The sequence below is a fragment of the Rhizobium sp. M10 genome (assembly GCF_002531955.1).
Classification (GTDB): Bacteria; Pseudomonadota; Alphaproteobacteria; order Rhizobiales; family Rhizobiaceae; genus Rhizobium; species Rhizobium etli_C.
Genome location: NZ_NWTA01000027.1, coordinates 1 through 24,420, shown reverse-complemented (window position 1 = coordinate 24,420; position 24,420 = coordinate 1). Strand labels below are relative to the sequence as shown.

General features: G+C 61.6%; 26 protein-coding genes. 11 read left to right on the top strand and 15 right to left on the bottom strand.

Annotated elements, in window-relative coordinates; genetic code table 11:
* Window positions 1–157: 157 nt before the first annotated feature.
* Together CO671_RS28585 and CO671_RS34310 are read right to left on the bottom strand one after the other, a co-directional pair.
* The gene (locus CO671_RS28585; RefSeq protein WP_097608778.1) at window positions 158–1,948 is read right to left on the bottom strand and encodes an ABC transporter ATP-binding protein; all 1,791 of its coding nucleotides are present in this window, start codon (window positions 1,946–1,948) and stop codon (window positions 158–160) included.
* Between the two features lie 411 nt (window positions 1,949–2,359).
* Window positions 2,360–2,542: a hypothetical protein gene (locus CO671_RS34310; protein ID WP_097608777.1), complete on the bottom strand. Its 183-nt coding sequence runs from the start codon at window positions 2,540–2,542 to the stop codon at window positions 2,360–2,362.
* Window positions 2,543–2,802: 260 nt separating this feature from the next.
* Between CO671_RS34310 and CO671_RS28575 the strand changes: the two genes are divergently transcribed.
* A complete protein-coding gene (locus tag CO671_RS28575) occupies window positions 2,803–3,096 on the top strand; it encodes a DUF982 domain-containing protein (protein ID WP_097608776.1) in 294 nt (97 codons plus the stop codon).
* A 128-nt stretch (window positions 3,097–3,224) separates the two neighbouring features.
* On the opposite strand, the gene CO671_RS28570 is transcribed toward CO671_RS28575, so the two are convergent.
* Entirely contained in the window at window positions 3,225–4,061 is an 837-nt protein-coding gene (locus CO671_RS28570; protein WP_097608775.1) for a nickel-binding protein, read from the bottom strand.
* A gap of 416 nt (window positions 4,062–4,477) precedes the next feature.
* Between CO671_RS28570 and CO671_RS28565 the strand changes: the two genes are divergently transcribed.
* From CO671_RS28565 to CO671_RS28555, 3 genes are all read left to right on the top strand, one after another.
* Entirely contained in the window at window positions 4,478–4,735 is a 258-nt protein-coding gene (locus tag CO671_RS28565; RefSeq protein WP_038688810.1) for a DUF982 domain-containing protein, read from the top strand.
* Window positions 4,736–4,851: 116 nt separating this feature from the next.
* On the top strand, window positions 4,852–5,022 hold the full coding sequence (locus CO671_RS28560; RefSeq protein ID WP_164517744.1) for a hypothetical protein: 171 nt from the start codon (window positions 4,852–4,854) through the stop codon (window positions 5,020–5,022).
* Window positions 5,022–5,258, top strand: a complete 237-nt coding sequence (locus CO671_RS28555; RefSeq protein WP_097608774.1) for a hypothetical protein — start codon at window positions 5,022–5,024, stop codon at window positions 5,256–5,258. The genes CO671_RS28560 and CO671_RS28555 overlap by 1 nt, the downstream gene beginning before the upstream one ends.
* A 46-nt stretch (window positions 5,259–5,304) precedes the next feature.
* Here the strand turns inward: CO671_RS28555 and CO671_RS28550 are convergent, their stop codons facing one another.
* On the bottom strand, window positions 5,305–6,819 hold the full coding sequence (locus CO671_RS28550) for an FAD-dependent oxidoreductase (protein WP_097608773.1): 1,515 nt from the start codon (window positions 6,817–6,819) through the stop codon (window positions 5,305–5,307).
* 44 nt (window positions 6,820–6,863) lie between these two features.
* Between CO671_RS28550 and CO671_RS28545 the strand changes: the two genes are divergently transcribed.
* Window positions 6,864–7,376: a MarR family winged helix-turn-helix transcriptional regulator gene (locus CO671_RS28545; RefSeq protein ID WP_097608772.1), complete on the top strand. Its 513-nt coding sequence runs from the start codon at window positions 6,864–6,866 to the stop codon at window positions 7,374–7,376.
* Between the two features lie 27 nt (window positions 7,377–7,403).
* Here the strand turns inward: CO671_RS28545 and CO671_RS28540 are convergent, their stop codons facing one another.
* From CO671_RS28540 to CO671_RS28510, 7 genes are read right to left on the bottom strand one after another with little or no spacing between them, the layout of a single operon-like run.
* The gene (locus CO671_RS28540) at window positions 7,404–7,793 is read right to left on the bottom strand and encodes a Rid family hydrolase (protein WP_010029387.1); all 390 of its coding nucleotides are present in this window, start codon (window positions 7,791–7,793) and stop codon (window positions 7,404–7,406) included.
* Window positions 7,793–8,374, bottom strand: a complete 582-nt coding sequence (locus CO671_RS28535; RefSeq protein WP_097608771.1) for an NAD(P)H-dependent oxidoreductase — start codon at window positions 8,372–8,374, stop codon at window positions 7,793–7,795. Before CO671_RS28535 ends, CO671_RS28540 begins: the two co-directional genes overlap by 1 nt.
* Window positions 8,374–9,780 (bottom strand): FAD-binding oxidoreductase, encoded by a 1,407-nt coding sequence (locus tag CO671_RS28530; RefSeq protein ID WP_097608770.1) that lies wholly within the window; start codon window positions 9,778–9,780, stop codon window positions 8,374–8,376. Before CO671_RS28530 ends, CO671_RS28535 begins: the two co-directional genes overlap by 1 nt.
* A gap of 1 nt (window position 9,781) precedes the next feature.
* Window positions 9,782–11,095, bottom strand: coding sequence for a cytosine deaminase (locus CO671_RS28525; protein ID WP_097608769.1), 1,314 nt, complete (start codon window positions 11,093–11,095; stop codon window positions 9,782–9,784).
* Complete coding sequence (locus CO671_RS28520) at window positions 11,095–11,937, bottom strand: ABC transporter permease (protein WP_097608768.1); 843 nt, start codon at window positions 11,935–11,937, stop codon at window positions 11,095–11,097. Before CO671_RS28520 ends, CO671_RS28525 begins: the two co-directional genes overlap by 1 nt.
* Entirely contained in the window at window positions 11,937–12,755 is an 819-nt protein-coding gene (locus CO671_RS28515) for an ABC transporter ATP-binding protein (RefSeq protein ID WP_097608767.1), read from the bottom strand. The genes CO671_RS28520 and CO671_RS28515 overlap by 1 nt, the downstream gene beginning before the upstream one ends.
* Before the next feature lie 42 nt (window positions 12,756–12,797).
* On the bottom strand, window positions 12,798–13,814 hold the full coding sequence (locus CO671_RS28510) for an ABC transporter substrate-binding protein (protein WP_097608766.1): 1,017 nt from the start codon (window positions 13,812–13,814) through the stop codon (window positions 12,798–12,800).
* Between the two features lie 182 nt (window positions 13,815–13,996).
* Between CO671_RS28510 and CO671_RS28505 the strand changes: the two genes are divergently transcribed.
* A complete protein-coding gene (locus tag CO671_RS28505; RefSeq protein WP_097608812.1) occupies window positions 13,997–14,947 on the top strand; it encodes a LysR family transcriptional regulator in 951 nt (316 codons plus the stop codon).
* 30 nt (window positions 14,948–14,977) lie between these two features.
* Here CO671_RS28505 and CO671_RS28500 read toward each other — a convergent pair whose 3' ends face one another.
* Complete coding sequence (locus CO671_RS28500; RefSeq protein WP_010029019.1) at window positions 14,978–15,775, bottom strand: creatininase family protein; 798 nt, start codon at window positions 15,773–15,775, stop codon at window positions 14,978–14,980.
* A gap of 241 nt (window positions 15,776–16,016) precedes the next feature.
* Between CO671_RS28500 and CO671_RS28495 the strand changes: the two genes are divergently transcribed.
* Window positions 16,017–16,496 carry a DUF2938 domain-containing protein gene (locus CO671_RS28495; RefSeq protein ID WP_097608765.1) on the top strand — a complete coding sequence of 160 codons (480 nt, stop codon included), beginning with the start codon at window positions 16,017–16,019 and terminating at the stop codon, window positions 16,494–16,496.
* 211 nt (window positions 16,497–16,707) lie between these two features.
* On the opposite strand, the gene CO671_RS28490 is transcribed toward CO671_RS28495, so the two are convergent.
* From CO671_RS28490 to CO671_RS28480, 3 genes are read right to left on the bottom strand one after another with little or no spacing between them, the layout of a single operon-like run.
* Window positions 16,708–17,349 (bottom strand): ThuA domain-containing protein, encoded by a 642-nt coding sequence (locus CO671_RS28490; protein ID WP_097608764.1) that lies wholly within the window; start codon window positions 17,347–17,349, stop codon window positions 16,708–16,710.
* Between the two features lie 17 nt (window positions 17,350–17,366).
* Window positions 17,367–18,467: a Gfo/Idh/MocA family oxidoreductase gene (locus tag CO671_RS28485; protein WP_097608763.1), complete on the bottom strand. Its 1,101-nt coding sequence runs from the start codon at window positions 18,465–18,467 to the stop codon at window positions 17,367–17,369.
* Between the two features lie 34 nt (window positions 18,468–18,501).
* Complete coding sequence (locus CO671_RS28480) at window positions 18,502–19,701, bottom strand: ROK family transcriptional regulator (protein ID WP_097608762.1); 1,200 nt, start codon at window positions 19,699–19,701, stop codon at window positions 18,502–18,504.
* Between the two features lie 199 nt (window positions 19,702–19,900).
* On the opposite strand from CO671_RS28480, the gene CO671_RS28475 reads away from it, so the two are divergent.
* The 4 genes from CO671_RS28475 to ugpC all read left to right on the top strand — a co-directional run bounded on the left by CO671_RS28475 (window position 19,901) and on the right by ugpC (window position 24,160).
* Window positions 19,901–21,205, top strand: coding sequence for an extracellular solute-binding protein (locus CO671_RS28475; protein ID WP_097608761.1), 1,305 nt, complete (start codon window positions 19,901–19,903; stop codon window positions 21,203–21,205).
* Between the two features lie 78 nt (window positions 21,206–21,283).
* Window positions 21,284–22,222 (top strand): sugar ABC transporter permease, encoded by a 939-nt coding sequence (locus CO671_RS28470; RefSeq protein ID WP_097608760.1) that lies wholly within the window; start codon window positions 21,284–21,286, stop codon window positions 22,220–22,222.
* Window positions 22,215–23,063 carry a carbohydrate ABC transporter permease gene (locus tag CO671_RS28465; protein WP_037138761.1) on the top strand — a complete coding sequence of 283 codons (849 nt, stop codon included), beginning with the start codon at window positions 22,215–22,217 and terminating at the stop codon, window positions 23,061–23,063. Before CO671_RS28470 ends, CO671_RS28465 begins: the two co-directional genes overlap by 8 nt.
* A 23-nt stretch (window positions 23,064–23,086) precedes the next feature.
* Window positions 23,087–24,160, top strand: coding sequence for a sn-glycerol-3-phosphate ABC transporter ATP-binding protein UgpC (gene ugpC / locus CO671_RS28460; RefSeq protein ID WP_097608759.1), 1,074 nt, complete (start codon window positions 23,087–23,089; stop codon window positions 24,158–24,160).
* Window positions 24,161–24,420: the final 260 nt, after the last annotated feature.

Below are 24,420 nucleotides of genomic sequence, written 5' to 3'. Positions count from 1 at the left end.
AAGCTCGACGTCATCCTCGGCCCTGTGCGCCTTGTGCCGAGGATCTGCCGTCCTATCGACCGGCGGCAGATGCGCGGCACAAGCCCGAGCATGACGAAAAGCGAGGTGAACCTTGTCAGTCGTCGGAATGCCGGGGCGTCAGCCCCGGCATTCCGGTTTAAGCCACCAGACCCTTGGTCAGTTCCAGCGCCTGCCGTTCGAACAGCCGCCGGTAGATGCCTCCGTTGAGGCGGATCAGCGCCTGGTGGTCGCCCTCTTCGACGATCTTGCCCTTGTCGAAGACCAGCAGCCGGTCGAGGGCGCGGACCGTCGACAGGCGGTGGGCGATCACCAGCGTCGTGCGGCCGTCCATCAGCCGTTCCATGGCCTGCTGGATCTGCACTTCGCTCTCGCTGTCGAGGCTCGACGTCGCCTCGTCGAGGATCAGCACCGGCGCGTCGGCGAGGAAGGCGCGGGCGAGGGCGACGCGCTGCCGCTCGCCGCCCGACAGCTTGACGCCGCGTTCGCCGACCATCGTTTCATAGCCCTTGGGAAGGCTTATGATGAAGCCGTGCGCATTGGCCTGTTTCGCCGCCTGCTCGATCTCGCGCCGCGAGGCGTTCGGTCGGCCATAGGCGATGTTTTCCGCCAGCGTGCGATGGAACAGGATCGGCTCCTGCTGCACGATGGCGATCTGGCCGCGCAGGTCTGATTGCCTGACGTCGGCGATATCCTGTCCGTCAATGCGGATGGCGCCCGAATTGACGTCGTAGAGGCGCTGGATGAGCTTGACGAAGGTCGTCTTGCCCGAGCCCGAATGCCCCACCAGGCCGACGCGCTCGCCCGGCTTGATGGTGACGGAAAAGTCCTCATAAAGCGGATCGGGATGAGCGCCATATTGGAAGGTGACGCGGTCGAAGACGATCTCGCCCGTACCGATCGCGATCGGCCTGGCGTCCGGCTTGTCCTCGACACCAAGCGGCATCTTGTCGAGCAGCACCAGCTCTTCCATATCGTTGACGGCGCGCTGCAGGTTGCGAATGTCCTGGCCGACATTGCGCAGATACCCCTGCAGAACGAAGAACATCGCCAGCACGAAGGTGATGTCGCCAGGGGTCGCCAGCCCCTGCCGCCACATGATGAGGCCCGTTCCCAGAATGCCCGCCTGCATGGAAACCATCATGAAGCCCTGGATCGTGCCGCTGAATGTACCCCGCTTCCATGTGCGCCGGGTGCGCCTGTCCCATTTGGCCAGCACGTGGTGCAGGCGCAGCTCTTCGCGGTTTTCGGCGCCGAAGGCCTTGACCACCGAATTGCAGCTGATGGCATCGGCGAGCGCGCCACCAAGCTTGGTGTCCCAGGCATTGGCGAGCCGCGCTGCCGGCGAGACGAAGCCCATGGAAAGCGCCACGGTCACGCCGATATAGATCAGCGACCCCAGAGCCACGAACAGGCCCATGACCGGCCAGTAGCTGCCGAGCACGAGACTGGCGCCGACAAGCATGACGATCGATGGCAGCAGCGCGACCAGCAACAGGTCGTTGAGCGAATCGAGCGCCCACATGCCGCGGGTGATCTTGCGCACGGTCGACCCGGCAAAGCTGTTGGCGTGCCAGTCGGTGGAGAAGCGCTGCACCTTGTGGAAGCCGTTATTGACCACATCCGCCATGATGCGCAGCGTCAGCCGGATGATGCCGTTGAAGATGAACCAGCGCAGCACCACGCTGGCAAGGCCCAGAACCACGACCATGACAAAGGCGCTGAGCGCGCCATCGGCCGCGTTGCCGCCGGCAATGGCATCGACGATCCGGCCGGAAAACACCGGCACCATGACTTCGGCCAGCGTGCTGGCAACGACCAGCACGATGATGGCGCCGACCAAAACAGGCCGATGGGTCCAATGATGAAAAACAAAGCCGAGCACCTGGCGATAGGCATCGGCGCGAAAATCGAGCTTCTTGCGAGTCATCTTAACCTGCCCGGCCCGGATTTCGGCGACCGGTCCTCAAAATCGAGAGTGAGATGCCACAGCCCAGGCGGGAGACAAAATGATCCCGTCAGATCAATCGGGCTATGAAGGATGAAAAAACCGTATGTCTGGCGCGCTGGAGGCGGGCCGCGAATGGAAGTGACCTAGCGTCGGCACATTCCATGCGGGAAGCTGTCGATGAATGCTGGTGTCATGCAACGCCTCCCTGTGTTCGATCTGGAGTGTTAGATCTGAGCGGTGAGCGTTATGTAGCGGAGCAATTCGCCATTGCCAAGCGGATTTTTACAACCCTGCAGACAGTGATGCGGAAACGACACAGCTTATGAGCTTGCATCCTGCGGTATCCGTCCGTCTGTTGCTGCGCGCAGACACTGCCGAGCCCTGCGCCCGTCAATAGCTGCACGAGCGCGCGTTGCCGGGTCTGAATCCACCGGCACAAGCCGGGTTCCTCGATGTATCCAGCTGATATTGAAAATCCTCCCTGTCGTGCCGACCAGGTGAGGTGCAGGAAGACGCGATGGCGGAGAGGCCGATCAGCACTCCGGCTGCGGTCAAGCTCATAAATCGGTTCATCTGCGTCTCCTCCAGGGTTGATCGGCGCGCGCAATCTATCATGGCGGCATATGCAATCGCGAGGAGAGCTGGACGCGATCATGCGCATCCGAGCATGCGATTTGCACATTTTATGTCCGGTCGATCCGGCCACGCTATTCTGTCGTTATGGAAGTAGTTGCACTGTGTTTGCTGGCGAACCAAACCTGATTTGTCTTGAATTACTCAAGCTTTTTCAGTAATATAATCCCATAAAAAAGTAATATAAATGGGAGGATACTATGCCAGAAGCTCGGTTCGAGCCGGTTTTGCTTCGTCGTCAACATTTCGTCGCTGAGATCACAAGTCTCGACGAAATCTTCGATTTTCTGGAAGAGTGGCCGCAGGACAAGCGAGGTTTGGCATATGACACGCTGCTGAAGGCATGCAGGGATACGGCGAGCGGCCGTTTCCCGCTGAACGCGGCGCGGGAGAATTTCCGGCGGTTTCTGAAGATGTCGGGCGTGCTGGCGAAGGCCGAAGGCGCGGCGAAATTCGAACCGCTGATGAGCGATCATCCGATCGGCAATGCCTGATCACAAGCGCACAGCCGCGGCCGAAAACGAGGCGGGTTCGGCCGCCGCGAGAAAATCGGCGGTGCGCTGATGCATGTCGCCCGGAAATGTGCAGCGGTTCCGGGCGACATGCATAAAAACAAAGAGTTTTAGCTCAGGTGCCGGCTGGTATTGCTCCAGTCGCATCGGAAAACCAGCATCGGCTTGGAAAATCCCTTGAGCCGCCGGCGCGTCGCGTGGGCGAAGACATCGGTCGCGCCATATTCCCGGAAAATATTCTCCGACACCAGGATCTGGTCGCTGGCGGCTGCCGCGCAGAGGCGGGCCGCCAGCTGCACGGTCGAGCCGAAGAGGTCGTTGCTGTCCTCGACCGGCTCGCCGCAATCGAGCCCGATGCGGATATGGATCGGCTGTGCATTGTTGCCGCCGTTGTAATGTTGGAATTCCTGCTGGATCGCCATGGCGCATTCGACGGCTGCCGTTGTCGCCGCGAAGGCCGCCATGATGCCGTCGCCGGTGTGCTTGACTTCGCGGCCCGAATTTTTGCCGAGGCATCGGCGCACGATCGCGTCATGAGCCCGGACCAGCTCTGTCCCCATGCGGTCGCCAAGGCGCGCCGTCATCTCGGTCGAGCCGACGATATCGGTGAAGAGGATCGCCCGGTGGCCTGGATCCATTTGCGGTGACGACTGGCCGGGCGCCGGATCGGGGTCATTGATGCGGCCGAGGAAGGCCTCCACCGCCGACAGGGCTACCTCGACGATCTCGTTGGCGACAAAACCGTGCGCCTCGCGATGCACGCATTGGACGGTTTCCATATCGGGCGCATCCACTAGGCAGAAGGCCGTCCCGCGCCGCTGGTCGAACCAGTAGGTGAGGAACTTGACGCCGTACTGATCCTGAATGTCGATATCCATCCGATGCGCCTGGGCAACCTCGGCGGGCGAGGTACCTTCGAGATAGTGCCGGTCCATGAAGATGGGCATCGCGCGTCCTCCCAGATCCGCCGCGTGCAAGAGACGGCATTGTACGATCTGGATGCCTCCCCGTCCACCTTCGGGACAATCAACGATGCATCGTGGCGCTGCGTTGCTTCCGAAAAAGCAGAGCGTTGCTGCATCTTCGGTAGAATATGTAAGAAAATAGCCAGTTTTAACGAGTAGGCCCGCTGCGCTAAGTCTGATATTTACCATAATCTGTCATTTAATGACTGATGGCAGGGTTTCCGGACCCCCTCGAGAGGCTTCAGGCGTTTCCCGTTCTCAAGCCTCGCCCGCCGGATCCTGGTTGGAGAGACATGTCTGTCGCGGCTATGATGGCCAAGATCGAAAAGCCGCCGCCAACGGCACGCAAATTGCATATCATCGATTAGCTCGCCGAAATCAGGAAAAGCTGTAGCAAAGTGAGACAGAGGGCACATTTTCGACCGGTCGGCCTGGCCTCGATGGGGCTCGGGCACTATGCCGTTATTAACTCTGTGTGGGATGCCGCGCGCACGCTCCTCCATGACTGGCCGGTGGACGACGGCGAGGAATATTTCGAAGCCGTCAAAGCCTGCCTGGATGCGATCATCGGCGATCTGCCGCCGGATCATGTGCGGGCCGCCTTCGTCAGGGCTGCGCAGGAGGCGGGCATCGCCGTCATAGAAGCCGCCGACTGAACAGCGGCCGCCTCTCGATCTCTGTTTTCTCCCGTTTCCACGTGAAGGTCCCGCGGCGCTTGACTTCTGCGGGCAAGGGTCTAGATTGGAACAAAACAGGAACACTGGAGATGGTCATGACACATACGGAACAGGTGATCGCCAACGCCCTGGCCCTCGTCGAAGCCTCCCGCGCGGCCCGCGAACGGGATCAGCAGCGTCGCGCCGCCTGGCAGAAAAAAGTCGAACTCAGCCGGCCGCTGCCGCCCTTGCCGCGGCCGGTCCAATTGCCGCTGGCGTTGAACTGATGCAGCCGGCAAAGTCATTCGGGCCCGATCCGGCGTGCTCCACCTCGGCTTGGCCCGATCGCGCATGGGAGGTGGAGGCCGTGCTCGCCTGGCATGACGACGATGCCAAGGCGGCGATCCGCACGCTGCTCGACGACTGCAGGCATCTGCGCCGGCAACTGGCGCTGGCGGAAAGCGTGATGAGCCGCGGAATGGCCCGCGGCTGGACACCGCGATACGAACGCGACGCCCTCTGAAACGTGCCTGCGGCGACGTCTGTTGCGATCGCCGCGACCGGGGCGGTCATGACTGTTGGTCCGCAACCGGGCCAAGGCCGACAGTCGCGAGATAGGTTTCCAGCGCTGAAGCCTCGCCGGATGCGACGATGGCGCCGATATAACCGTCCGGGCGCACGAGCACCTGGTCGCCCGGTGTCAGGGCATAGGCTTCGCGGAAATGCCCTTCTTCGTCGATGACATCGCCGCCCCGGCCGATCCTGTGGATATGCAATCCTTGGCGCGGCGGCACGGCCGGCTGGCCGACCTCATAGCAGAGCAGGGTCCAGTGGGCGCCCTTGAACATCTCGAACAGACGTCTTGGCTGGCCGGCTGCACCGGTGAGCGGCGCGTCCGGCGCGCGGTCGCCGGCAAGCACGCCGCCGCGGCGTTCCGGCTTTTCCAGCGCAAGCGAGGATTCGGGATAACCGATATCGAGCTGATGGACGTCGCGGCCGCGCCTGATATCGCCGCGCTTCAGAGCATCGAGCAATCTGGTCGCCAGGCCGAGCATCGCCGCGGCGACCGGGCGACGCTCCTCCTCATAACTGTCGAGCAGGACATCGCCGGCGCCGGCCGCGACCGCCGCCAGTTTCCATCCGAGATTATAGGCGTCCTGGACGCTGGTATTGAGGCCCTGGCCGCCGGTCGGCGGATGTGTATGGGCGGCATCGCCGACGAGAAAGACGCGGCCGAGCCGGTAGCGATCGGCAAGCCGGGCATTCATGTTGAAGGCCGAGGCCCAGGAGACCGAGCGCACGAAAATGTCGTCGCGGCCGGTGCGCTCGCTCACCAGCGCGGTCAAGCCGGCGGCCGACAGGTCGATTTCGCCGTCAAGCGGGATTGGCCCCTGGATCTGGAACAGATCGGTTCCCGCCAGCGGGCAAAGCGCCAGCTGTCGCTGCATGTCGCCTTCACCGAAGCGATGCCAGGCATCGCGGTCCAGTCCCGTCAACTCGACATCGGCGACAATGGCGCGCACGCCGAGCGTCTTGCCGGGAAAGCCGATATCGAGCGCCTGGCGCACGAAGCTGCGGCCGCCGTCGGCGCCGACCAGCCATCGCACGCGGATGGTCTCTTCGCCGGATCGGCCCTTGAGCCGCGCCGTCACGCCCGTCTCGTCCTGCTCGAAACCGGTGAGCTCGCATCCGAATTCCTGCCGGTGCCCCAGCTCGATCAGACGCTCGCGCATCACGCCCTCTGTCAGAAACTGCGGCACCATCAGCGGAAGACGATAGGGCTCGGCAGGCGTCGGCTCCTCGCGCAGGACGGCGTCGGATTCACCGACACTTCCGTCGTCGCGATATTCCCGCTGCCGAGGATATGCGCCGCCGCCCGCGACGACCCGGTCGAGGATGCCGAGATCCTCGAGGACCTCCTGCGTGCGCGGCTGAATACCCTTGCCGCGCGAGCCGCGGAACGGGTCGTCCAATTTCTCGATCAGACGGAAAGATACGCCACGCCTGGCCAGCTCGATCGCCAGTGTCAGCCCGGCCGCACCGGCCCCTGATATCAGCACGTCGATTGCAGAATTCTGTGTCATTGTCGTCTCCATATGTGTATTATGCACATAATTGGAGAACCATCATGACGTCAAGAAAAAATGTGCATAATACACATATTTCGGAAAAACTGCGCGAACTGCATGGGGCCCTGATCGAGATCGTCAGCGTCATGAACCGGCCACAGCGCGACGAGCAGATGGTGCGCGAGGCGGGCATTTCGCTCGACCGCGCCCTGTTTCCGCTGCTGGTCATGGTGGAGCGCCTCGGTCCGATCGGCGTCGTCGACCTCGCCGACCGCGCCGGGCGCGACTACACCACCGTCAGCCGCCAGGTCGCCAAGCTTGAAAGCCTTGATCTCATCGAGCGTCGCGGAAGCCCCGCCGACCGCCGCGTGCGCGAGGCGGTCGTCAGTGCAAAAGGCAAGGCGATGACAGACCGCATCGACGCCGCACGCGAAAAGCTCGGCCGTGCAATCTTCGAAAGCTGGGACGAGCACGACTTCAATGAACTGGTGCGGCTGATGCGCAAGTTCGCCAATGAGATCAGCGGCGACATCGGCGGCAGCGCGACGAAGCCGCAGGAAGAGGGCGATTGACGGGTGGGCGTCGACAAAAGCCTTGTGTCAAAATACTTTTGCGGCCGTAACTTCGACCTCCACGAGGAATTCGGGGCGGGTGAAGCCGGCGACGATGATCAGCGTCGAGGTCGGTTTCGGATCGAGCGTGTAACGATCCCGGACCGCCATATAGTCGGGGAAGTGCTCGCGCTTCGTCACAAAGCCCGAGATGCGGATGACGTCGGCAAAACTCATCTCCGCCTCGGCAAGAATCGCACTGATTGCCTGGAAGCAAAGGTCTGCCTGCGCGCCGACGTCCTCCGACACCTTCTCGTCGAGACCGATGCCGAGTTGTCCCGAGGTCACGAGCAGCGAGGCGCCCGGCGGCACCAGCAGTCCGTGATTGTAATTTCCGAAGGGACGGCGCACGGACGAGGGATTGAAGATCCTCTTCATTAGAAGCGCTCCATCGCCGTCTTCACCTTCTCCAGAAACCTCGCCCGGGTTTCGGCTGTGCAATTGTTCATGTCGTAATGCGCAAGAAAGGTGACCGGCCTTAGCGGATTGATCTGAGCTCTCAGGACACGTTTGACGATCTTCTTCGGCGGATTGCCGGCCGCGAAGGCACGAAACGGCGTGGCGCCGTATGTCAGAACGGCTGCGAGCTTTCTGATATGGCGCAGCCGCGATTCCACCTTGCCGTCGACGAGGTCGAAGGAAACGCCGGGAAGCCAGACGCGGTCGAAATAGCCTTTCAGGATCGCCGGGAAACCGAAATTCCAGATCGGCGTCACCAGCACCAGTCCTTCGGCTTGCTTGAGCCGCTCGACATAGGGTTTTACCAGATCAGTATTGGCGGGATAGTCGTGATAGATGAGCCGGTCCTGACGAGAGAGCACGGGATCGAATTGCTCGGCATAAAGATCGCAGGCATCCACTGCGTGACCGGCATTCTGAAGGCTTTCCAGCGTCTGTTTGTAAAGCGCCGTGCCGTAGCTTTCCTCGACCGGATGCGAATGAAGGACGAGAACGTTCATCAGGCCTCCATGACGCTTGCAAGCCCTGGAAACAGATAGTTCTTGCCGGCATTGAAGTCGAAATCCGGTTTCTCCCAGGCAATCATCTTGCCGGGGTTCAGCAGCCCGCGGGGATCGGTCTCGTGCTTGAAGGCAAGCTGCACCTTGTCGGTACGCTTCATGCCGCCTTCCTCCAGCGTGTAGCGGTGCGGATTGAAGATCGGACAGCCATGATCCTGGTGGATCTTGATGATCTCTTCGAGCCGTTCCTCTGTGGTGTAGCGCACCAGCGGCAGGCCGGAGCATTGGATCTGCCCGTCGAACTTGATGAATTCGAGATGACCCGGCACTTCGTCACCGAAGATCTCCACCATCTTGGCCACCTTGGCCACGTGATCCGGGCCCGGATACTGCACTTGCAGATAGGTGAAGCTGGGGTCGACCTTGAGGGCACGCAGCGTCGTGTGGTTCCACGCAAGCTCATAGGCATGCGGAATGCCTTTCATGCTTTCGACCCGGTCGGAGCGGAAGACGACCTCGCCCTTGTGGGCGGCGGTAAAGGCCAGGAAGGCATCCATGGAATGCGGCGCGATCATCAGCACCACCACCGACTGGCCCTTGCGGATGTAGGGTTTGTGCCGGGTGAAATAGTCGTGCGGTATCGGTGCGGCGATCGGCGCGATCTCCTTGACCAGGATGCCGTTGCATTTGGCGAACGCATCCGAGAAGCGCACGGCGGCCATGAAGTCATCGTAACCGACGAGCACGTCGACCCAGTCATAGGCGGGCGCCAGCGGCATCTCGATCTCGGTGATGATGCCGTTGGTGCCATAGGCATGGCTGACCTTCTGCAGGTCCCAGCCGGTGAGGTCGAGTACGCGTGGCTCGGCCTCCATGGTGACGACGCGCAGGCGCAGTATATTGCCGAGGTCGCGCAAGCCGCCCCAGGTGATCGAACCGACACCGCCGGAACCGCCGGCGATGAAGCCGCCCACTGTTGCCGTCTGGGCCGTCGACGGATGGAAGCGCAGTTCCTGGCCGGAATGGGCCTTGGTGTGCTTGTCGAGCTGGGCGAGTACGATGCCCGGTTCGCAGATCACCCGGCCCGGATGGATCTCCTTGATCTTATTCATGGCTGCAAGGTTCAGCACGATACCGCCGGAAAGCGGCATGGCCTGGCCGTAATTGCCGGTCCCGGCGCCGCGCGGAGTCACCGGCACGCCATGGGCAAAGGCGACCTTCAAGGTCCGGATCACCTCTTCCTCGTTCTTCGGCGTGACGACGAGATCGGCCGTCACATTGTCGAGCTGCGCCTTCAGGATCGGCGAATACCAGTAGAAATCACGGCTCTTCTGGCGCACCAGCGCCGGATTGTCCTCCACGGCTACACCCTCGAGTTCCGTTTTGATCCTTTGATAATCCGGCATGTCAGGCTCCAACGAGGTTATCGAGTTCGCGATAGTCCGGCAGGCTGCGGTCGATCACCTTGCCGCGGCGAAGCACGACGCGGTCGGACTGCGGACGGGAAAGAAATTCGCTCCAGCGCCGGGCGCTGAAGAGCACGAGATCGGCCGAGGCACCGGCGGCGATGCGCCCCTTATCGGGCCTGCCGAGAATATCGGCGGGCGAGGTGGTGACGACCCGCGCGGCCGTGTCCAGCGGATGGTCGAGATGCAGGATGCGGACCGCCTCGCGGAACACCTCCACCTGGTCGAGATCGCCGTAGGCGTAGAAGGGGTCGCGGGTATTGTCGGAGGCGACCGCCGTCGCAACGCCGGCCGCGGCCAGTTCCTTGAACAGGGTGACGCCGCGCCAGCGCGGTGTGCGGTCGGGATAGCGGTCTTGCAGATACATGTTGCACATCGGCAGCGAGACGACGCCGACACCGGCCTCTGCGACCAGTGCGACCGTGCGCTTTGCCGTCTCTTCGTCATGCCGGGCGAGGGAACAGCAATGGCCGGCTGTCACCTTGCCGTCGAAACGGTTGCGCAGCACGGCTTGGGCGATTGCCCTCAAGGTTTCGGCAGCCGGATCGTCGGTCTCGTCTACATGGAGATCGACATCAAGGCCGTTATCGGCCGCCGCTCTGAACAGCGTGTCGAGCTGGCTGTCGAGAGCGGGGCTCATCCGGGTGACGCCGCCGATCAGACCACCCTTGTCGCGAACTACGGCGACGAGGTCGGCGAAATAGGCGGCATCCGCCATATTTTCCATCGGGAAGAGCGCCACCGCCTGCAACGCGATCCTATCCTTCCAGGTCTCGCGGATCTCGGCAAAGACCTCGAAGGAAATACGATGCTGCGGCGTCAGGGAGTCGAGATGGGTGCGTATCAGGCTGGTGCCGTGCGCATAGGCTGAACGCAGGGAGAACTCCATGCGCTTCTTCACGTCGCCGGCCGACCAGTTGGCTTCGCGGTCGGCGCGAACCGCCTCCAATGCTCCCGGAAATGTGCCGTCCGGATTGGCGCTGCGCGGCCAGATATGACCCTTGTCGAGATGGGTGTGCATATCGGTGAAGCAGGGCCAGACCATGCTTTCCCTGAGGTCCGATTTCGCCAGATCGGCCGGCGCCTCGCCGGGCGGAAGCACGGCGGCGATGATGCCGTCGGTGATGACGAGGTCGGCCTTGACGAGCCCTTCGGCGGCAGGGGCGTCGTAGCCGGTGACCGCAGCGGCAGGCAGCGTTGCGTTGCTCAGCGCGAAGCGGCCGGCATTGGGTGGGGAAATGAAGGAATGGGTCATCAATTTTCCCGCTTCAGGCTGCTCTCGTGCCAACGGTGCAGGGCAAGCCAGGAGATGAAGGAGGTGGCGGCAAAGATCGCCACGCCGAGCAGGGAGAGCATCAGCAGCGCTGCAAAGAGGCGCGGAATGTTCAGCCGATACTGGGCTTCGAGAAGCCGGAAGGCGAGCCCGGAGCCCGCGCCCGCCGAGCCGGCCGCAAATTCAGCGACGACGGCGGCGATCAGCGCCAGTCCGCCGCCGATTCTGAGGCCCGTCATGAAGTAGGGCTGGGCGGCAGGGAGCTTGAGGAAGAACAAAGTCTGCCAGCGGGACGCGCCATAGAGCTCGAAGAGATTGATGAGGTTGTGATCGACGCTTTTCAATCCTTGGACCATATTGGAAAGGATCGGGAAGAAGGCGACGAGGAAGGCGCAGATCAGCAGCGCCACCTGCGTCGACGGCGCATAGATCAGGATCAGCGGAGAGATTGCCACGATCGGTGTCACCTGCAGGATGACGGCCAGCGGATAAAAGGCGAGTTCGATCCAGCGCGACTGGACCAGGAAGATTGCAAAGCCGACGCCGCCGACAAGCGCCAGCATCAGCGACAGGAAGGTGATTTTTGTGGTGACCCAAAGCGCAGGGGCAAGCGTGCCCCAATCGGCCACGAAGGCGTCCGCCACGGCCGCCGGACCCGGAAGAATGTAGGGCGGCACGCCGGAAAGCTTCACATAGGCGTGCCAGATCAGGATCAGCGACACGATGACAAGCAGGGGGGTGCAGATTCGCAACGCCAGATCCATGCGTCTGGCCGCAGCGGCGCCTGCGGCAAGCAGTGGCGTTGCATTGCTCTCGTCGCGCATCAATGATTCTCCGTCGCGTTGATCGCCCCGATGAGCGAATGCGAAACCGTCTCGCAGGCTTTGCGGTATTCTTCCGAGGTGCGGTAATGCCCATCCCGTTCGAGACTGGTCGTCAGCGGAAGGTCGGAATGAACGCGTCCGGGCCGTGCTTTCATCACGACGATACGGTTCGAAAGATAGGCGGATTCGAAGACCGAATGCGTAACGAAGATGACGGTGATGCCTGTCGTCTTCCAGAGCCGCAGCACGTCGTCATTCAGTCTCTGGCGCGTGATCTCGTCGAGGGCGGCGAAGGGCTCGTCCATCAGCAGAAGCTTCGGCTTCGTCACCAGCGCGCGAGCGATCGAAACGCGCATCTTCATTCCGCCGGAAAGTTCGCGCGGATAGGCGCCGGCAAAATCCTGGAGACCAACGGTGCTCAGCACGTCCAGAATCTGGTCATGAGCCTCCTTCTTCGAGATACGTCTGAGCTTCAACGGCAGATGGACATTGTCGAACACATTTTTCCAGGGCATGAGCGTCGGCTCCTGGAAGACGAAGCCTATGTCGCCCTCCGGAAGGCCGCTGGAATTGACCCGCGAACTCGGCCAGTCGATTTCGCCAGACGTGACATCGCCGAGACCAGCAATGATGCGCAGTGCCGTCGACTTGCCGCAGCCGGAGGGCCCGAGCAGGCTGATGAACTCACCGCCTTCCACCGTGAGCGACATGTTCGAAAGGGCCACGGTACCGCTGGAGAAGACTTTCGAAACAGATCGCATGACGACCAGTGGCCGCTTGCGCGTCTCTTGCGGGGATCGGGCCTGGACTTCAAGCATTGCCTGTCTCGTTCATTGAGGGGGAGAGCGTTGGCCGGGCGCTTACTTCTTCATTGCCATTCCGGTGCTCTTGCAGACGAATTTCGTCGTAAAGGCCTTGGTATAGTCCGTCTCCGGTTTGAACACCTTGATCGCTACCATCTCGTCGAAGAACGCTTTGTAGTGCGCGTCGGTCATGCAGCCGATGCCCTTGTCCAGGCTGTCGCCGGACTCGATGATGCCGTATTCCTTCATCTTGGCGATGGAGTAGGCGATCTGGCCATCGGTCATTTCAGGATTATCCTTCTTGATCAGCTCGTTGGCCTTGCTGTTGTCGCCGTAGAGATAGTTGTACCAGCCTTCGATCGAAGCATCGACGAAGCGCTGGACGATGTCCGGCTTGCTGTCGATCATTGCCTGGGTGGTGGTTATCATCGTCGAATAGGGCGAATAGCCGTTATCGGCGAGCAGGAAGACTTTGGGCTCGAAGCCGGCCTGCTTCTGAATCTCATAGGGTTCCGAGGTCAGGTAACCTTGCTGTGCCGAACCCTTGTCGGCGAGGAATGGAGCCGGGCTGAAATTGTAAGGCTTATACTGCTCGTCCCGGAAGCCTTTGAAGTTCGCCTTCATCCATTCGAAATAGGTGAGATAGCCGTCCTTGCCGAGAAACAGGGTCTTGAGCTTCGCGAGATCTTCGAACTTGTCGATGCCGGCATCGCGGTGCGCGATCAGCACCTGCGGATCCTTCTGGAAGATGGCCGCGACGTCGACGAGCGGAATGCCCTGTTCGACGGCCGAGATCTCGCCCTGTGGGCCACCCATGTAAAAGTCGATCTTGCCGGAGATCAAAAGTGCGCTGTTCGCCGCATTCGGGCCACCTTGGACGATGGTCACGTCGAGGCCATGTTTCGCATAGGTGCCATCGGCGACCGCCTGATAAAACCCGCCATGTTCGGCTTGCGCCAGCCAGTTCGTACCATAGCTGACTTTGTCGGCCGCTTGCACGGCTGTGATTGAGGCAAGAATTCCGCCGAGGCCGGCAAGTGCGGAAAAGACGCTGTTCTTCAGTGTATTCGGCATGATCGACGTTCCCCTCGTGAGTCCGCAACGTCTTTGGCGACGTCCGATTTTCTTCATAGGAGCGATTGCTTTGCTCTTTGAAAAGCATCAAATTTCGTGCGCAATGATGCCTTTTCGGCATCTCACCGAAAGCCTGTGCCTAATTTGCGCTATGCGCTTCTTTTTTGTGCAACGAGGTCATGATGCTGCATTCGAGAAAGCTTCTCTATATCAACGAGATCGCGCGCTCGGGGTCGATCCGCAAAGCGGCCGCGCGGTTGAACGTGGCGTCATCGGCAATCAACCGACAGATTCTGGCTCTGGAAGAGGAAATGGGTGCGCCGCTCTTCGAGCGCCTGCCGCGCGGCCTGCGCCTGACGGCAGCCGGCGAGCTCTGCATCGAGCATATTCGCGAGGTCCTGAAGAATTATGAGCGGCTGGAGGGCCGCATCCGCAGCCTGAAGATGCAGCAGGCCGGCAAGGTGCGATTGGTGACCACGGTCGGCCTTGCCGCAGGACCACTGCCTGACATCATTGCGCGCTTTCAGTCGGAGCATCCGCGTGTTTTCATGCAATTGCGCAACGACGCTGGTACGATGACCGTCAATCCGGTGCTGTCAGGCGAGGTGGATATCGGTCTCGGCTTCAATATTCCGGCAACGCCCGGCATCCGCACGCTCGGCAATTTTGACATCCCGATCGGCGTCGTCCTGCCGCCCGGCCATCATCTGATCGGGGCGGGTCCGATCAACCTTGCCGATATCGTCCAGGAGCGCCTGGTGCTCGCCCAGCAGGGCACGAGCCTGCGCGATGTGATCAATCTGGCCCTGGCGCGTCTCGACGTGCATGTCGAGCCGGTGCTTGAAACCAATGCGTCTGAGATGCTGAAGAAGCTGGTCAAGTCGGGGGCGGGGCTGACGATCCTGAACCCGCTCGACGTCATCACCGAATGCCGTCAGGGCGAGCTGGTCTTCCGGCCGATCGCCGAGCCACATGCGCGCCACCAGCCGATGAAGCTTTTTGCCCGCGCCCGCGCGCCGCTCGATTCCGCGACCAGCCTCTTCGTCGAGTATCTCCTGGCCGAGCTCGCCGGCCTGGTGGAAGAACTGCAGGCTAAAGGCCATATCGCGGTGGAGAAAGCCGCTGCGATCTGAGCCGCGTCTTGGGCAGACCGGGACGGAACTTTATTTCGAATAGAGATTGGACAGCGGGTAGCGCTTCAGGTCATAGAGTAGATCGACAAATCCCTTGACTTGGTGGCGGCAGATTGCTTCGCCCTTTCCGGCTGTCCCGAGCGATGCGTCGCCGACCACTCCGTTTGGATTGAGGTCGTGGGCGATCCAGGCAAGGGAATGCGGCGGCAGGGGCTGAATATATTTCGATTGCTGGCGCATCCATTCCGCCTTCGAGGTGAAATTCTGCGCCTTGTCCATCCGCACCAGATCGGGACGGAAATGCAGCATCAGTGAGGTTTCCACCTCGCCGCCGTGGATGCCGTATTTCATCTCGTGTTCGCCGATCATACCTTCGGGATGGCCGAAGCGGCCCCATTGTGTCGAGATGACGGCCATCTGACAACGGACCCGCAGCTCGCGCGCGACGATGCTCATGATGTCGACATTGCCGCCATGCGAATTGACGATCACCATCTTCCGGATGCCGGTTTCGGCGACCTTTGCCCCGATCGCCGTCCAGACGGGAATGAGCAATTCCGCACTCAGCGACAGTGTTCCCGGGCCGTGAATATGCTCGTTCGCCTTGCCGATCTCCTGCGTCGGCAGGACCAGGAAATCGAGGTCCTCGGGCTTTTGCTTTCGCAGCTCGGCCAGCATGCCGTTGGCGATTGCAACATCTGTTGCAATCGGAAGGTGGGGGCCGTGCTGTTCGGTTGAGGCGATCGGGAGGATGGCGATGGTCGTGTCCGGCGAAAGTCCGGCGAAATCGTACGTGTTCAATTCGTTCCAGTAGAATGGCAGTGCCATCGCCGCGCCTCTCATTGCCGTTCAGATCGTGAGTAGGAAATATCGTTGCGCGCGAAAAGCATCAATTTGCGCCCGCACCGATGCCTTTTTGCGGGTGATGGAAAGGCGATGCTCGCGCGAGCTCGCGGGATGCCTCGTTTTGAAACCGGGCTGCAGCCAGCCCATTGACCAAAACCATTGCGCCGGCGTGCCGGCAATGGTTCTGTGGCGCCTCCTATCTCAAGCTTTCCGGTGATTCCCGATGTTCGATATTCTGTGGCGCGGCCTGGCGATCGGCGCCGGTGCAACCATCCTCATGGACCTCTGGGCGATCGTGCTCGCCAAGGTCTTCGGCCAGCCGCCGGCCAATTGGGCACCGGTCGGCCGTTGGTTCTGGCATCTTCGCCACGGCAAGGTCTTTCACCAGAACATTGCCGATGCCGATCCCTATGAGCATGAACTCACCCTCGGCTGGATCAGTCACTACGCCGTCGGCATTCTCTACGGCGTGATCTTCGCGATCATCGTGGGGCAGGGGTGGTTGATCGCGCCGACATTTCTGCCCGCCTGGATCTTCGGCATCCTCACCGTCGGGGCAGGGTGGTTCCTGCTGCAGCCCGGCCTCGGCCTCGGCTGGGCCGCTTCCAAACATCCGAAGCCGATAAAGGTCCGTTGCTTCAACCTGCTTGCGCACACGGTGTTTGCGTTGGGGCTTTATGGGACGGCGTTGATCATTCGCTGAGATCGCGGCCTGCCCCCAACCCCTCCCCACAAGGGGGAGGGACTAAGCTGTGGCGTCCGGCGGCGACCGAAAGCAAACGGTCTTGCTGGCTGTTACCGTTCGACGGATTGATACGATAGAGTTTATGTGAAGCGGTGCGGCATCTTAGCCCCTCCCCCTTGTGGGGAGGGGTTGGGGAGGGGTCTATTGGTTCCCTGCGAAAGGCACTATCTCACCGCGCCGCCCAATTCGCACCGCGGCGGAAGATCGTCTTCATCTCGGGAACGTCGAATTCCTTCGCCTGGTGGCCGAGCGAGGAATAGAAGACGCGGCCCTTGCCGTATTTGCGCTTCCAGACGACGGGCATGACGACGCCGTCGATCCAGTAGGCGTGCTCGCCGGTGAACTTGGTCGTCGCCAGAACCTCGTTCGAGGGGTCAACATGCATGTAATATTGCTCTGACGTATAGGGAAAATCCGAAATCCCCTCCATCAGCGGATCGTCCGGCCGGGTGACGTTGACGGTATAATCGATGATATTGCCGGGATGGGCCACCCACTGGCCGCCGATGATGAACTGATAGTCGACGGAATCGCGGAAGGCGTCGCCCGCGCCGCCGTGATAGCCGGCAATGCCGACGCCGCTCTCGATCGCGGCGGCGAGGTTCTTGACCTCTTCCTTCTCGATCTTCGACATCGTCATGATCGGCACGACCAGGCTGAGATCATGGACGGACGGGTCGGCCAGCGCCTCGGTGCCGTGTTCGAGATAGACCTTGAAGCCGTCCTCCTCGAGCATGGTCTTGATGATTTCGGCGCATTCCTGCGGCTCGTGGCCGCTCCAGCCGCCCCAGACGATCAGTGCTTCACGCATAGTCATTCCTCCTGAAATTATTTCGCCAACCGTCCGTCGACGATGGAATCCGACAAGGGGGCAGGGCGCTCCGTCGCCGTGGTGATGGTGACCGTCCGGCCGGTCGCAGACGCAGTATGGAACGCTTCCATGACCTCCAGCACATGCAGCGCCAGATCGCCATTGGCGCGATGCGGCCGGTTAGAGCGGATCGCATGCGCCATGTCGGCGACGCCGAGCGAGCGGTAATTGCCGTCGGCATAAGGTGCTGTGAGTGGCTGGTCCTCGAATTGGCCGCCCTTCCTGAGATATTCCACAGGGCCTTCGAATTTGTTCGGATCGGGCACGATCAGCGTACCCTCGGTGCCGTAGACCTCCAGCGGCACATGCTTGTGGCCGGCGACGTCGAAGCTCATGGCGATCTGGACGACAGCGCCGTTGGCAAAAGCCATCATGCCGGCGACATGGGTCGGCACATGCACGGGAATGCGCTCGCCGTTGCGCGGCTCGCTGGTAATCAACCGTTCGGCCCGCGGCGTCGTCGCAAAGCCCGCGACTTGGGCAACCGGCCCGAGAAGATTGATGAGGTCGGTGATGTAATAGGGACCCATATCGAGCATCGGCCCGCCGCCCACCTCGTAGTAGAAGGCCGGGTTCGGATGCCAGCGCTCATGGCCCGGGCACATGAAGATCGCCGAGCCGCCGACCGGCTGGCCGATGACGCCCTGGTCGATCAAGGCGCGCGCCGTCTGATGGCCGCCGCCGAGGAAGGTGTCGGGCGCCGCACCGATGCGCAGATTGCGGGCGCGGGCCGCCTCGGCCAATTTTTTCCCTTCCGCGAAATTAATCCCGAGCGGCTTTTCCGAATAGGTGTGTTTGCCGGCCTCGAGCGCCTGTAGCGCGACGGCGACATGGGCCTTCGGGATCGTCAGGTTGACGATGATCTCAACCTTGGGATCGGCGAAAAGCTCTTCGACCGTCCGGGCGGGAACGTTGAATTCGGCGGCCTTTGCTTCCGCCAGTTCCCGATTGAGGTCGGCGACGCCGCGGATGTCGAGAATGGGAAAGGAGGCCATCGCTTTGAGATAGGCGCCCGAAATATTGCCGCATCCGATGATGCCGATACCGACTCTTTCCATGAATTCCTCCATCTGATCGTGATTGTGACGCCCGTCAGAGCGCCGGCCCGGTGGTGCTCCAGGGCGATTCGTAGAGTTCGTAGAGCGCCACCGCGGCGGCACCCTGCGCCCAGAAATCATCGCTCGAATCGTCGAAGACGAGTTCGCTCACCCCCTTCAGCGAGGGCGGAATGGCGAGCGCATAGGCATCGCGCAGGCTGTTCAGGAATGGCTCGCCGAGCGCCAGGCTCGACCCGACAAGGATGACGCGGGGCGGCGCAAACAGCGTGACGATATTGGCGATGGTCAGTCCCACCGCTTCGCCGGCGCGGACCGCGGCGCTGATCAGCCGGTCGTCATCAGCCTTGATCAGCGCCTGGGCATGGGTCATGCCGCGCCCGAGCCGGATCGCTTCGGCAAAACGCCCGTCGGCCTGCTGTTCGCCGAGGATGGCGGTTTCGCCGGCCTGGCTGAAGAGCCGCACCACGCCATTCGGCCCCATGCCGAGCACGAGGTCGCCGAGATTGTGGCTGAGGCCGCCGGCGCCGCGAAACAGGCTGTTGCCGTGCAGCACGCCGAGACCCAGCGTCTGCTCCAATGAAATCAATACCATATCCTCGAGATCGCGCGCTTTGCCGAACCAGTGATGGCCAAGCGTGATGGCATGCGCATCGCTTTCGACGATGGTCGGCGTCGACAGCCGCGTCGACATCTCGGCGGCGAAATTGACATTGGTGTCCCGGAAGATCGGGCTGCTTCTGATGTAGCCGGTGCGGTGCTCGATGACGCCGGGAAAGCCGAGGCAGACGCTGTCGACATCCTCAAGCGACAGCCCGGCATCGACGACGCAGCGCCGCACGCCATCCTCGACCAGATCGGCGATGACGCCGATCGGCTGCCGGTCGAGGCGGATCGGCAAAGCGAGTTTCGACAGCACGTCGCCGCGGAAATTGGTGACGACGAAGACCATCCGGTTGGCGGCGATCTTGCCGCCGACGACGCGGGCGGCATCGGGATTGAGCTCCAGCGCCACGCGCGGCCTGCCGCGCACCGCCTCGTTGCGGATATCGCCTTCGTGACGCGGCAGGATCAGCCCATCGTCGAGCAGGGAGGCGGTAATGGCGGAAACGGTCGTGGTGGAAAGCTCGGTCCGTTCGCTGATCTCGATGCGCGAGATCGGACCATGGCGCCGGATGGTATCGAGCACGTTCAAGCGATTGATCGCGCGCATCAATTCTGGATCTGCGGTCTTCATGAAAAACTAGCCGGCATCGTTCGTTGGGCGGAAGCCAATATTTTTAACGGGTTACGAAATAAATAGCAGGCAATCCCGCGGACCTGTCAAGCGCATTTGGTAAAAATAGCGGCAATTGGGTTGACATCCGGCAAAAGCTCCGGTGAATTAATCCGCATAGGGGAAAAATTGTGAGGATAGGTCCCCTGGGAGGAAAATCATGAATTTTATGCTGAAAAACGCCGCTTTCGGCGGCAGGCGTTTCGTATCCATGGCGGCGGCGGCCGGCCTGTTGCTGGCGGGAGCGGGTGCCGCCTCGGCGACGACGGTGGTCAAGTGGCTGCATCTCGAACTCGACCCGAAAAACGTCGCGGCCTGGGAAGACATCGTCAAAAAATACGAAGCCCAGCATCCCGACGTCGACATCCAGATGCAGTTTCTCGAAAATGAAGCCTTCAAGGCCAAGCTTCCTACGCTGCTGCAATCCGACGACGTGCCGGATTTCTTTTTCAGCTGGGGCGGCGGCGTGTTGAAGCAGCAGTCCGAAACCGGCGCGTTGCAGGATGTGACGGCAGCCCTCGATGCCGACGGCGGCAAGTTGCGCAACGCCTATACGCCGGCTTCGGTCGACGGGCTGACCTTCGACGGCAAGACCTGGGCCATTCCCTACAAGGTCGGTCTGGTCAGCTTTTTCTATAACAAGGCGCTGTTTGCCAAGGCCGGCGTCAAGGCCGAGGACATCAAGACCTGGACGGATTTCCTCGCTGCAGTGAAGAAGATCAAGGCGGCCGGCATCGTGCCGATTGCCGGCGGCGGCGGTGAAAAATGGCCGATCCATTTCTACTGGAGCTATCTCGTCATGCGCGAGGGCGGCCAGAAGGTTTTCGAAGCCGCCAAGAACGGTGAGGGCGAAGGTTTTCTCGATCCCGCGATCATCAAGGCCGGCGATGATCTCGCCGAACTCGGCAAGCTCGAACCTTTCCAGCCCGGCTATCTCGGCGCCACCTGGCCGCAGACGCTCGGCGTTTTCGGTGACGGCAAGGCGGCGATGATCCTCGGTTTTGAAGCGACCGAGGCCAATCAGCGCAAGAATGCCGGTGACGGCAAAGGCCTCGCACCCGACAATATCGGCCGTTTCGTCTTCCCGACGGTCGATGGCGGCGCCGGCAAGCCGACCGACACACTCGGCGGCCTGAACGGCTGGGCCGTCACCAAGAAGGCCTCCAAGGAAGCGATCGATTTCCTCGCTTTCCTGACGAATGCGGAGAATGAGCGGGCGATGGCCAAATCAGGCATGCTGCTTCCCGTTGCCGTCGGCGCCGATGACGGCGTCGTCAACCCGCTGCTGGCCGAATCCGCCAAACAGCTGGCCGGTTCGACCTGGCATCAGAACTTCTTCGACCAGGATCTCGGCGCGGCCGTCGGCCGTGTCGTCAACGACGTCTCGGTGGAAATCGTCTCCGGCCAGATGAACTCCAAGGACGGCGCCCAGATGATCCAGGACGCTTTCGAGCTGGAACAATAGCAGCGCCCGCAGAACCTTCCTGGCGCTCCCGATCAAGCGGAGCGCCGGCATAGCTGCCGACGAACGAAAGCAGGATCCATGGCCAATATTTTAGTCCCCTCGATGACATCGGCGGCGAGGCCGGCAAGACGCGCCGCAAACCGAAAAAGCTCGGTCGCTCACGACCGGCTGACGGTGCTGTTGCTCTTCCTGCCGCCGGCACTGCTGCTGTTCACGCTCTTCGTCATCATGCCGATGGGCGAGGCGGCCTGGTACAGCCTCTACAAGTGGAATGGCTACGGCACGCCGACCGAGTTCATCGCGTTGCGCAATTTTCAGGTGCTGTTCCGCAACGCGGCCTTCACCCAGGCGCTGGTCAATAATGGCCTGATCATTGTCATCTCGATCTGCATCCAGGTACCGCTCGCCATCTGGCTTGCCACGATGCTCGCCCACCGCATTCCCGGTGTCGTCGGCTACCGGCTGATCTTCTTCCTGCCCTATGTGTTGGCCGACGTTGCCGCCGGCCTGATCTGGCGCTTCGTCTATGACGGCGATTACGGTCTGTTTGCCGCCGTTTCCAATTTCTTCGGCTTCGCCAACCCTTATGTGCTCGCCGACAAGGATGTGGCGATCTATGCCGTGCTCGGCGTCATCGTCTGGAAATATTTCGGCTTTCACATGATGCTGTTCATCGCCGGCCTGCAATCGGTCGATAAGAGCGTGCTCGAAGCGGCCGAAATCGACGGCGCCACCGGCTGGCAGAAATTCCGTTACGTCACCTTGCCGCTGCTCGGCTCGACCTTGCGCCTGTCGATCTTCTTTGCCGTCGTCGGCTCGCTGCAGCTCTTCGACATGATCATGCCGCTGACCGGCGGCGGACCGTCGAACTCCACCCAGACGATGGTCACCTTTCTCTACACCTATGGCGTCATGCGCATGCAGGTCGGCTTGGGCAGCGCCGTCGGCGTCGTGCTCTTCATCATCTGCGTGACGCTCGCCTTCGGTTACAAAAGGATCTTCATGCGCCATGACTGATATGAGCTCTTCCATCCGCATGCGCGCATCGACCCGCATCTACCTCTACGTGTCGCTGACCCTGATCGCTGCCATCGTGCTGATCCCGCTGCTGACGACGGCGCTTGGCGGCTTCAAGACGCTGGGCGACCTGCGCACCAATCCCTTCGGCCTGCCGACGGAATGGCAGTGGGCGAATTATACCGACATTCTGTTCGGTGAGCGTTATTGGCTGCAGATCGGCAATTCGCTGATCATTGCAGCGCTGACCGTGCTGCTGACCCTGATCGTCTCGTCGATGGCGGCCTTCGCCTTCGCCCATGTCCGCTTCTTCGGTTCGTCCTTCCTGCTCAATTATTTCCTGCTCGGCTTGATGTTTCCGGCAGCCACCGCGATCCTGCCGCTCTTCATCCGCATCCGCGATCTCGGCCTGCTGAACACCTATTGGGGCGTGGTGCTGCCGCAGGTGGCCTTCGGCCTCGGCATGAGCATCCTGTTGTTCCGGAACTATTTCCGCAACCTTCCGGAAGAATTGTTTCAGGCTGCCTTTGTCGATGGCTGCGGTTATCTCCGTTTCTTCTGGCATATCTCGCTGCCGCTATCCCGGCCGATCGTCGCGACCGTCAGCATCATTTCCTTCGTCGGCAGCTGGAACAGCTACATCCTGCCGCTGATCATGCTGAACTCGGAATCGAAATATCCCTGGCCGCTCGGCATCATGGTCTATCGCGGCGAATACGGCACGGAATGGCAGTTGGTGCTGGCCTTCATCACCCTCACCATCCTTCCCACAATCATCGTCTTTTTCGTCGCCCAGCGGCACATCATCGCCGGCCTGACCGCCGGCGCCGTCAAGTCCTGAGCCGAATTATTGGAGTTGCAATCATGGCATCCGTTTCACTGCAGGATGTAACTAAGGCCTATGGCGCCGTCGACGTCATCCACGGCATTTCGCTTCATATCGAGGATGGCGAATTCGTCGCCCTCGTTGGCCCGTCCGGCTGCGGAAAATCGACGCTGCTGCGGATGATCGCTGGCCTGGAAGAGATCACCGACGGTGAGATTGCCATCGGCGGCAATATCGTCAACGCCATGACGCCGCGCGAGCGCAACATCGCCATGGTCTTCCAGTCCTACGCGCTCTATCCGCATATGACGGTCGCCGAAAACATGGGCTTCAACCTGAAGCTTGCCGGCGTTCAGAAGCCTGAAATCGAGGCCCGTGTCGCCGAGGCCGCCCGCATGCTCGATCTCGCCCAGCTGCTCGACCGCAAGCCGGCCCAGCTTTCCGGCGGCCAGCGCCAGCGCGTCGCCATGGGCCGCGCCATCGTGCGCGATCCGGCCGTCTTCCTGTTCGACGAGCCGCTCTCCAACCTCGATGCCAAGCTGCGCGTGCAGATGCGCTCGGAGATCAAGACGCTGCACCAGAAGGTGAAGACGACGTCGATCTATGTCACCCACGACCAGATCGAAGCGATGACGCTCGCCGACCGCATCGTCGTGCTCAATCAGGGCAGGGTGGAGCAGTCGGGCACGCCGCTCGAACTTTACAAGAAGCCGGCCAACCTCTTCGTCGCCGCCTTCATCGGCTCGCCGGCGATGAACATGCTCGCCGGCACGGTGGAGGGTGAAAACGGCGCGCCCGCCGCCCGCCTCGAAGACGGCACGGCGATCCGTATCGCGCCCGACCGCCGGGTCAGGCCCGGCCAGGCCGTCACCATCGGCCTGCGCCCCGAACATCTCATTCCCGGCATAGCCGCCGGCACGCCGCTTGCCGGCCGCACCATGCTGGTGGAACCGACCGGCGCCCAGACCCATGTGGTCTTCGATCTCGCCGGCCAGCAGGTCACCGCCATCGTCGACGGCGAATATCCCGCCCGCTACGGCGCTGTGTTCGAAGCAAGCATCGCCAGCGACCAGGTGCATGTCTTCGACCGCGGCAGCGGGGTGGCGCTGTAGGCGAGGATTAGTCTGCGGGGATCGGAGAGGGTGCGGCAATTCCTCTTCTCCCCTCGGGGAGAAGGTGCCGGCAGGCGGATGAGGGGGCGGAACGGCACCCCCCACGCAAATTCGATTCCGGCACGCCGACGGAAATGTTGGGCCCAGCACCCCGCGCATGGTCGAGATGAGCCGGAGGAGAGACCGGCATCGCCGGCCCCTTGCATGTTCAATTTGCGCTGATTGTTGGATGATCGGTGCGCACTCCGGCGGATGGCCAT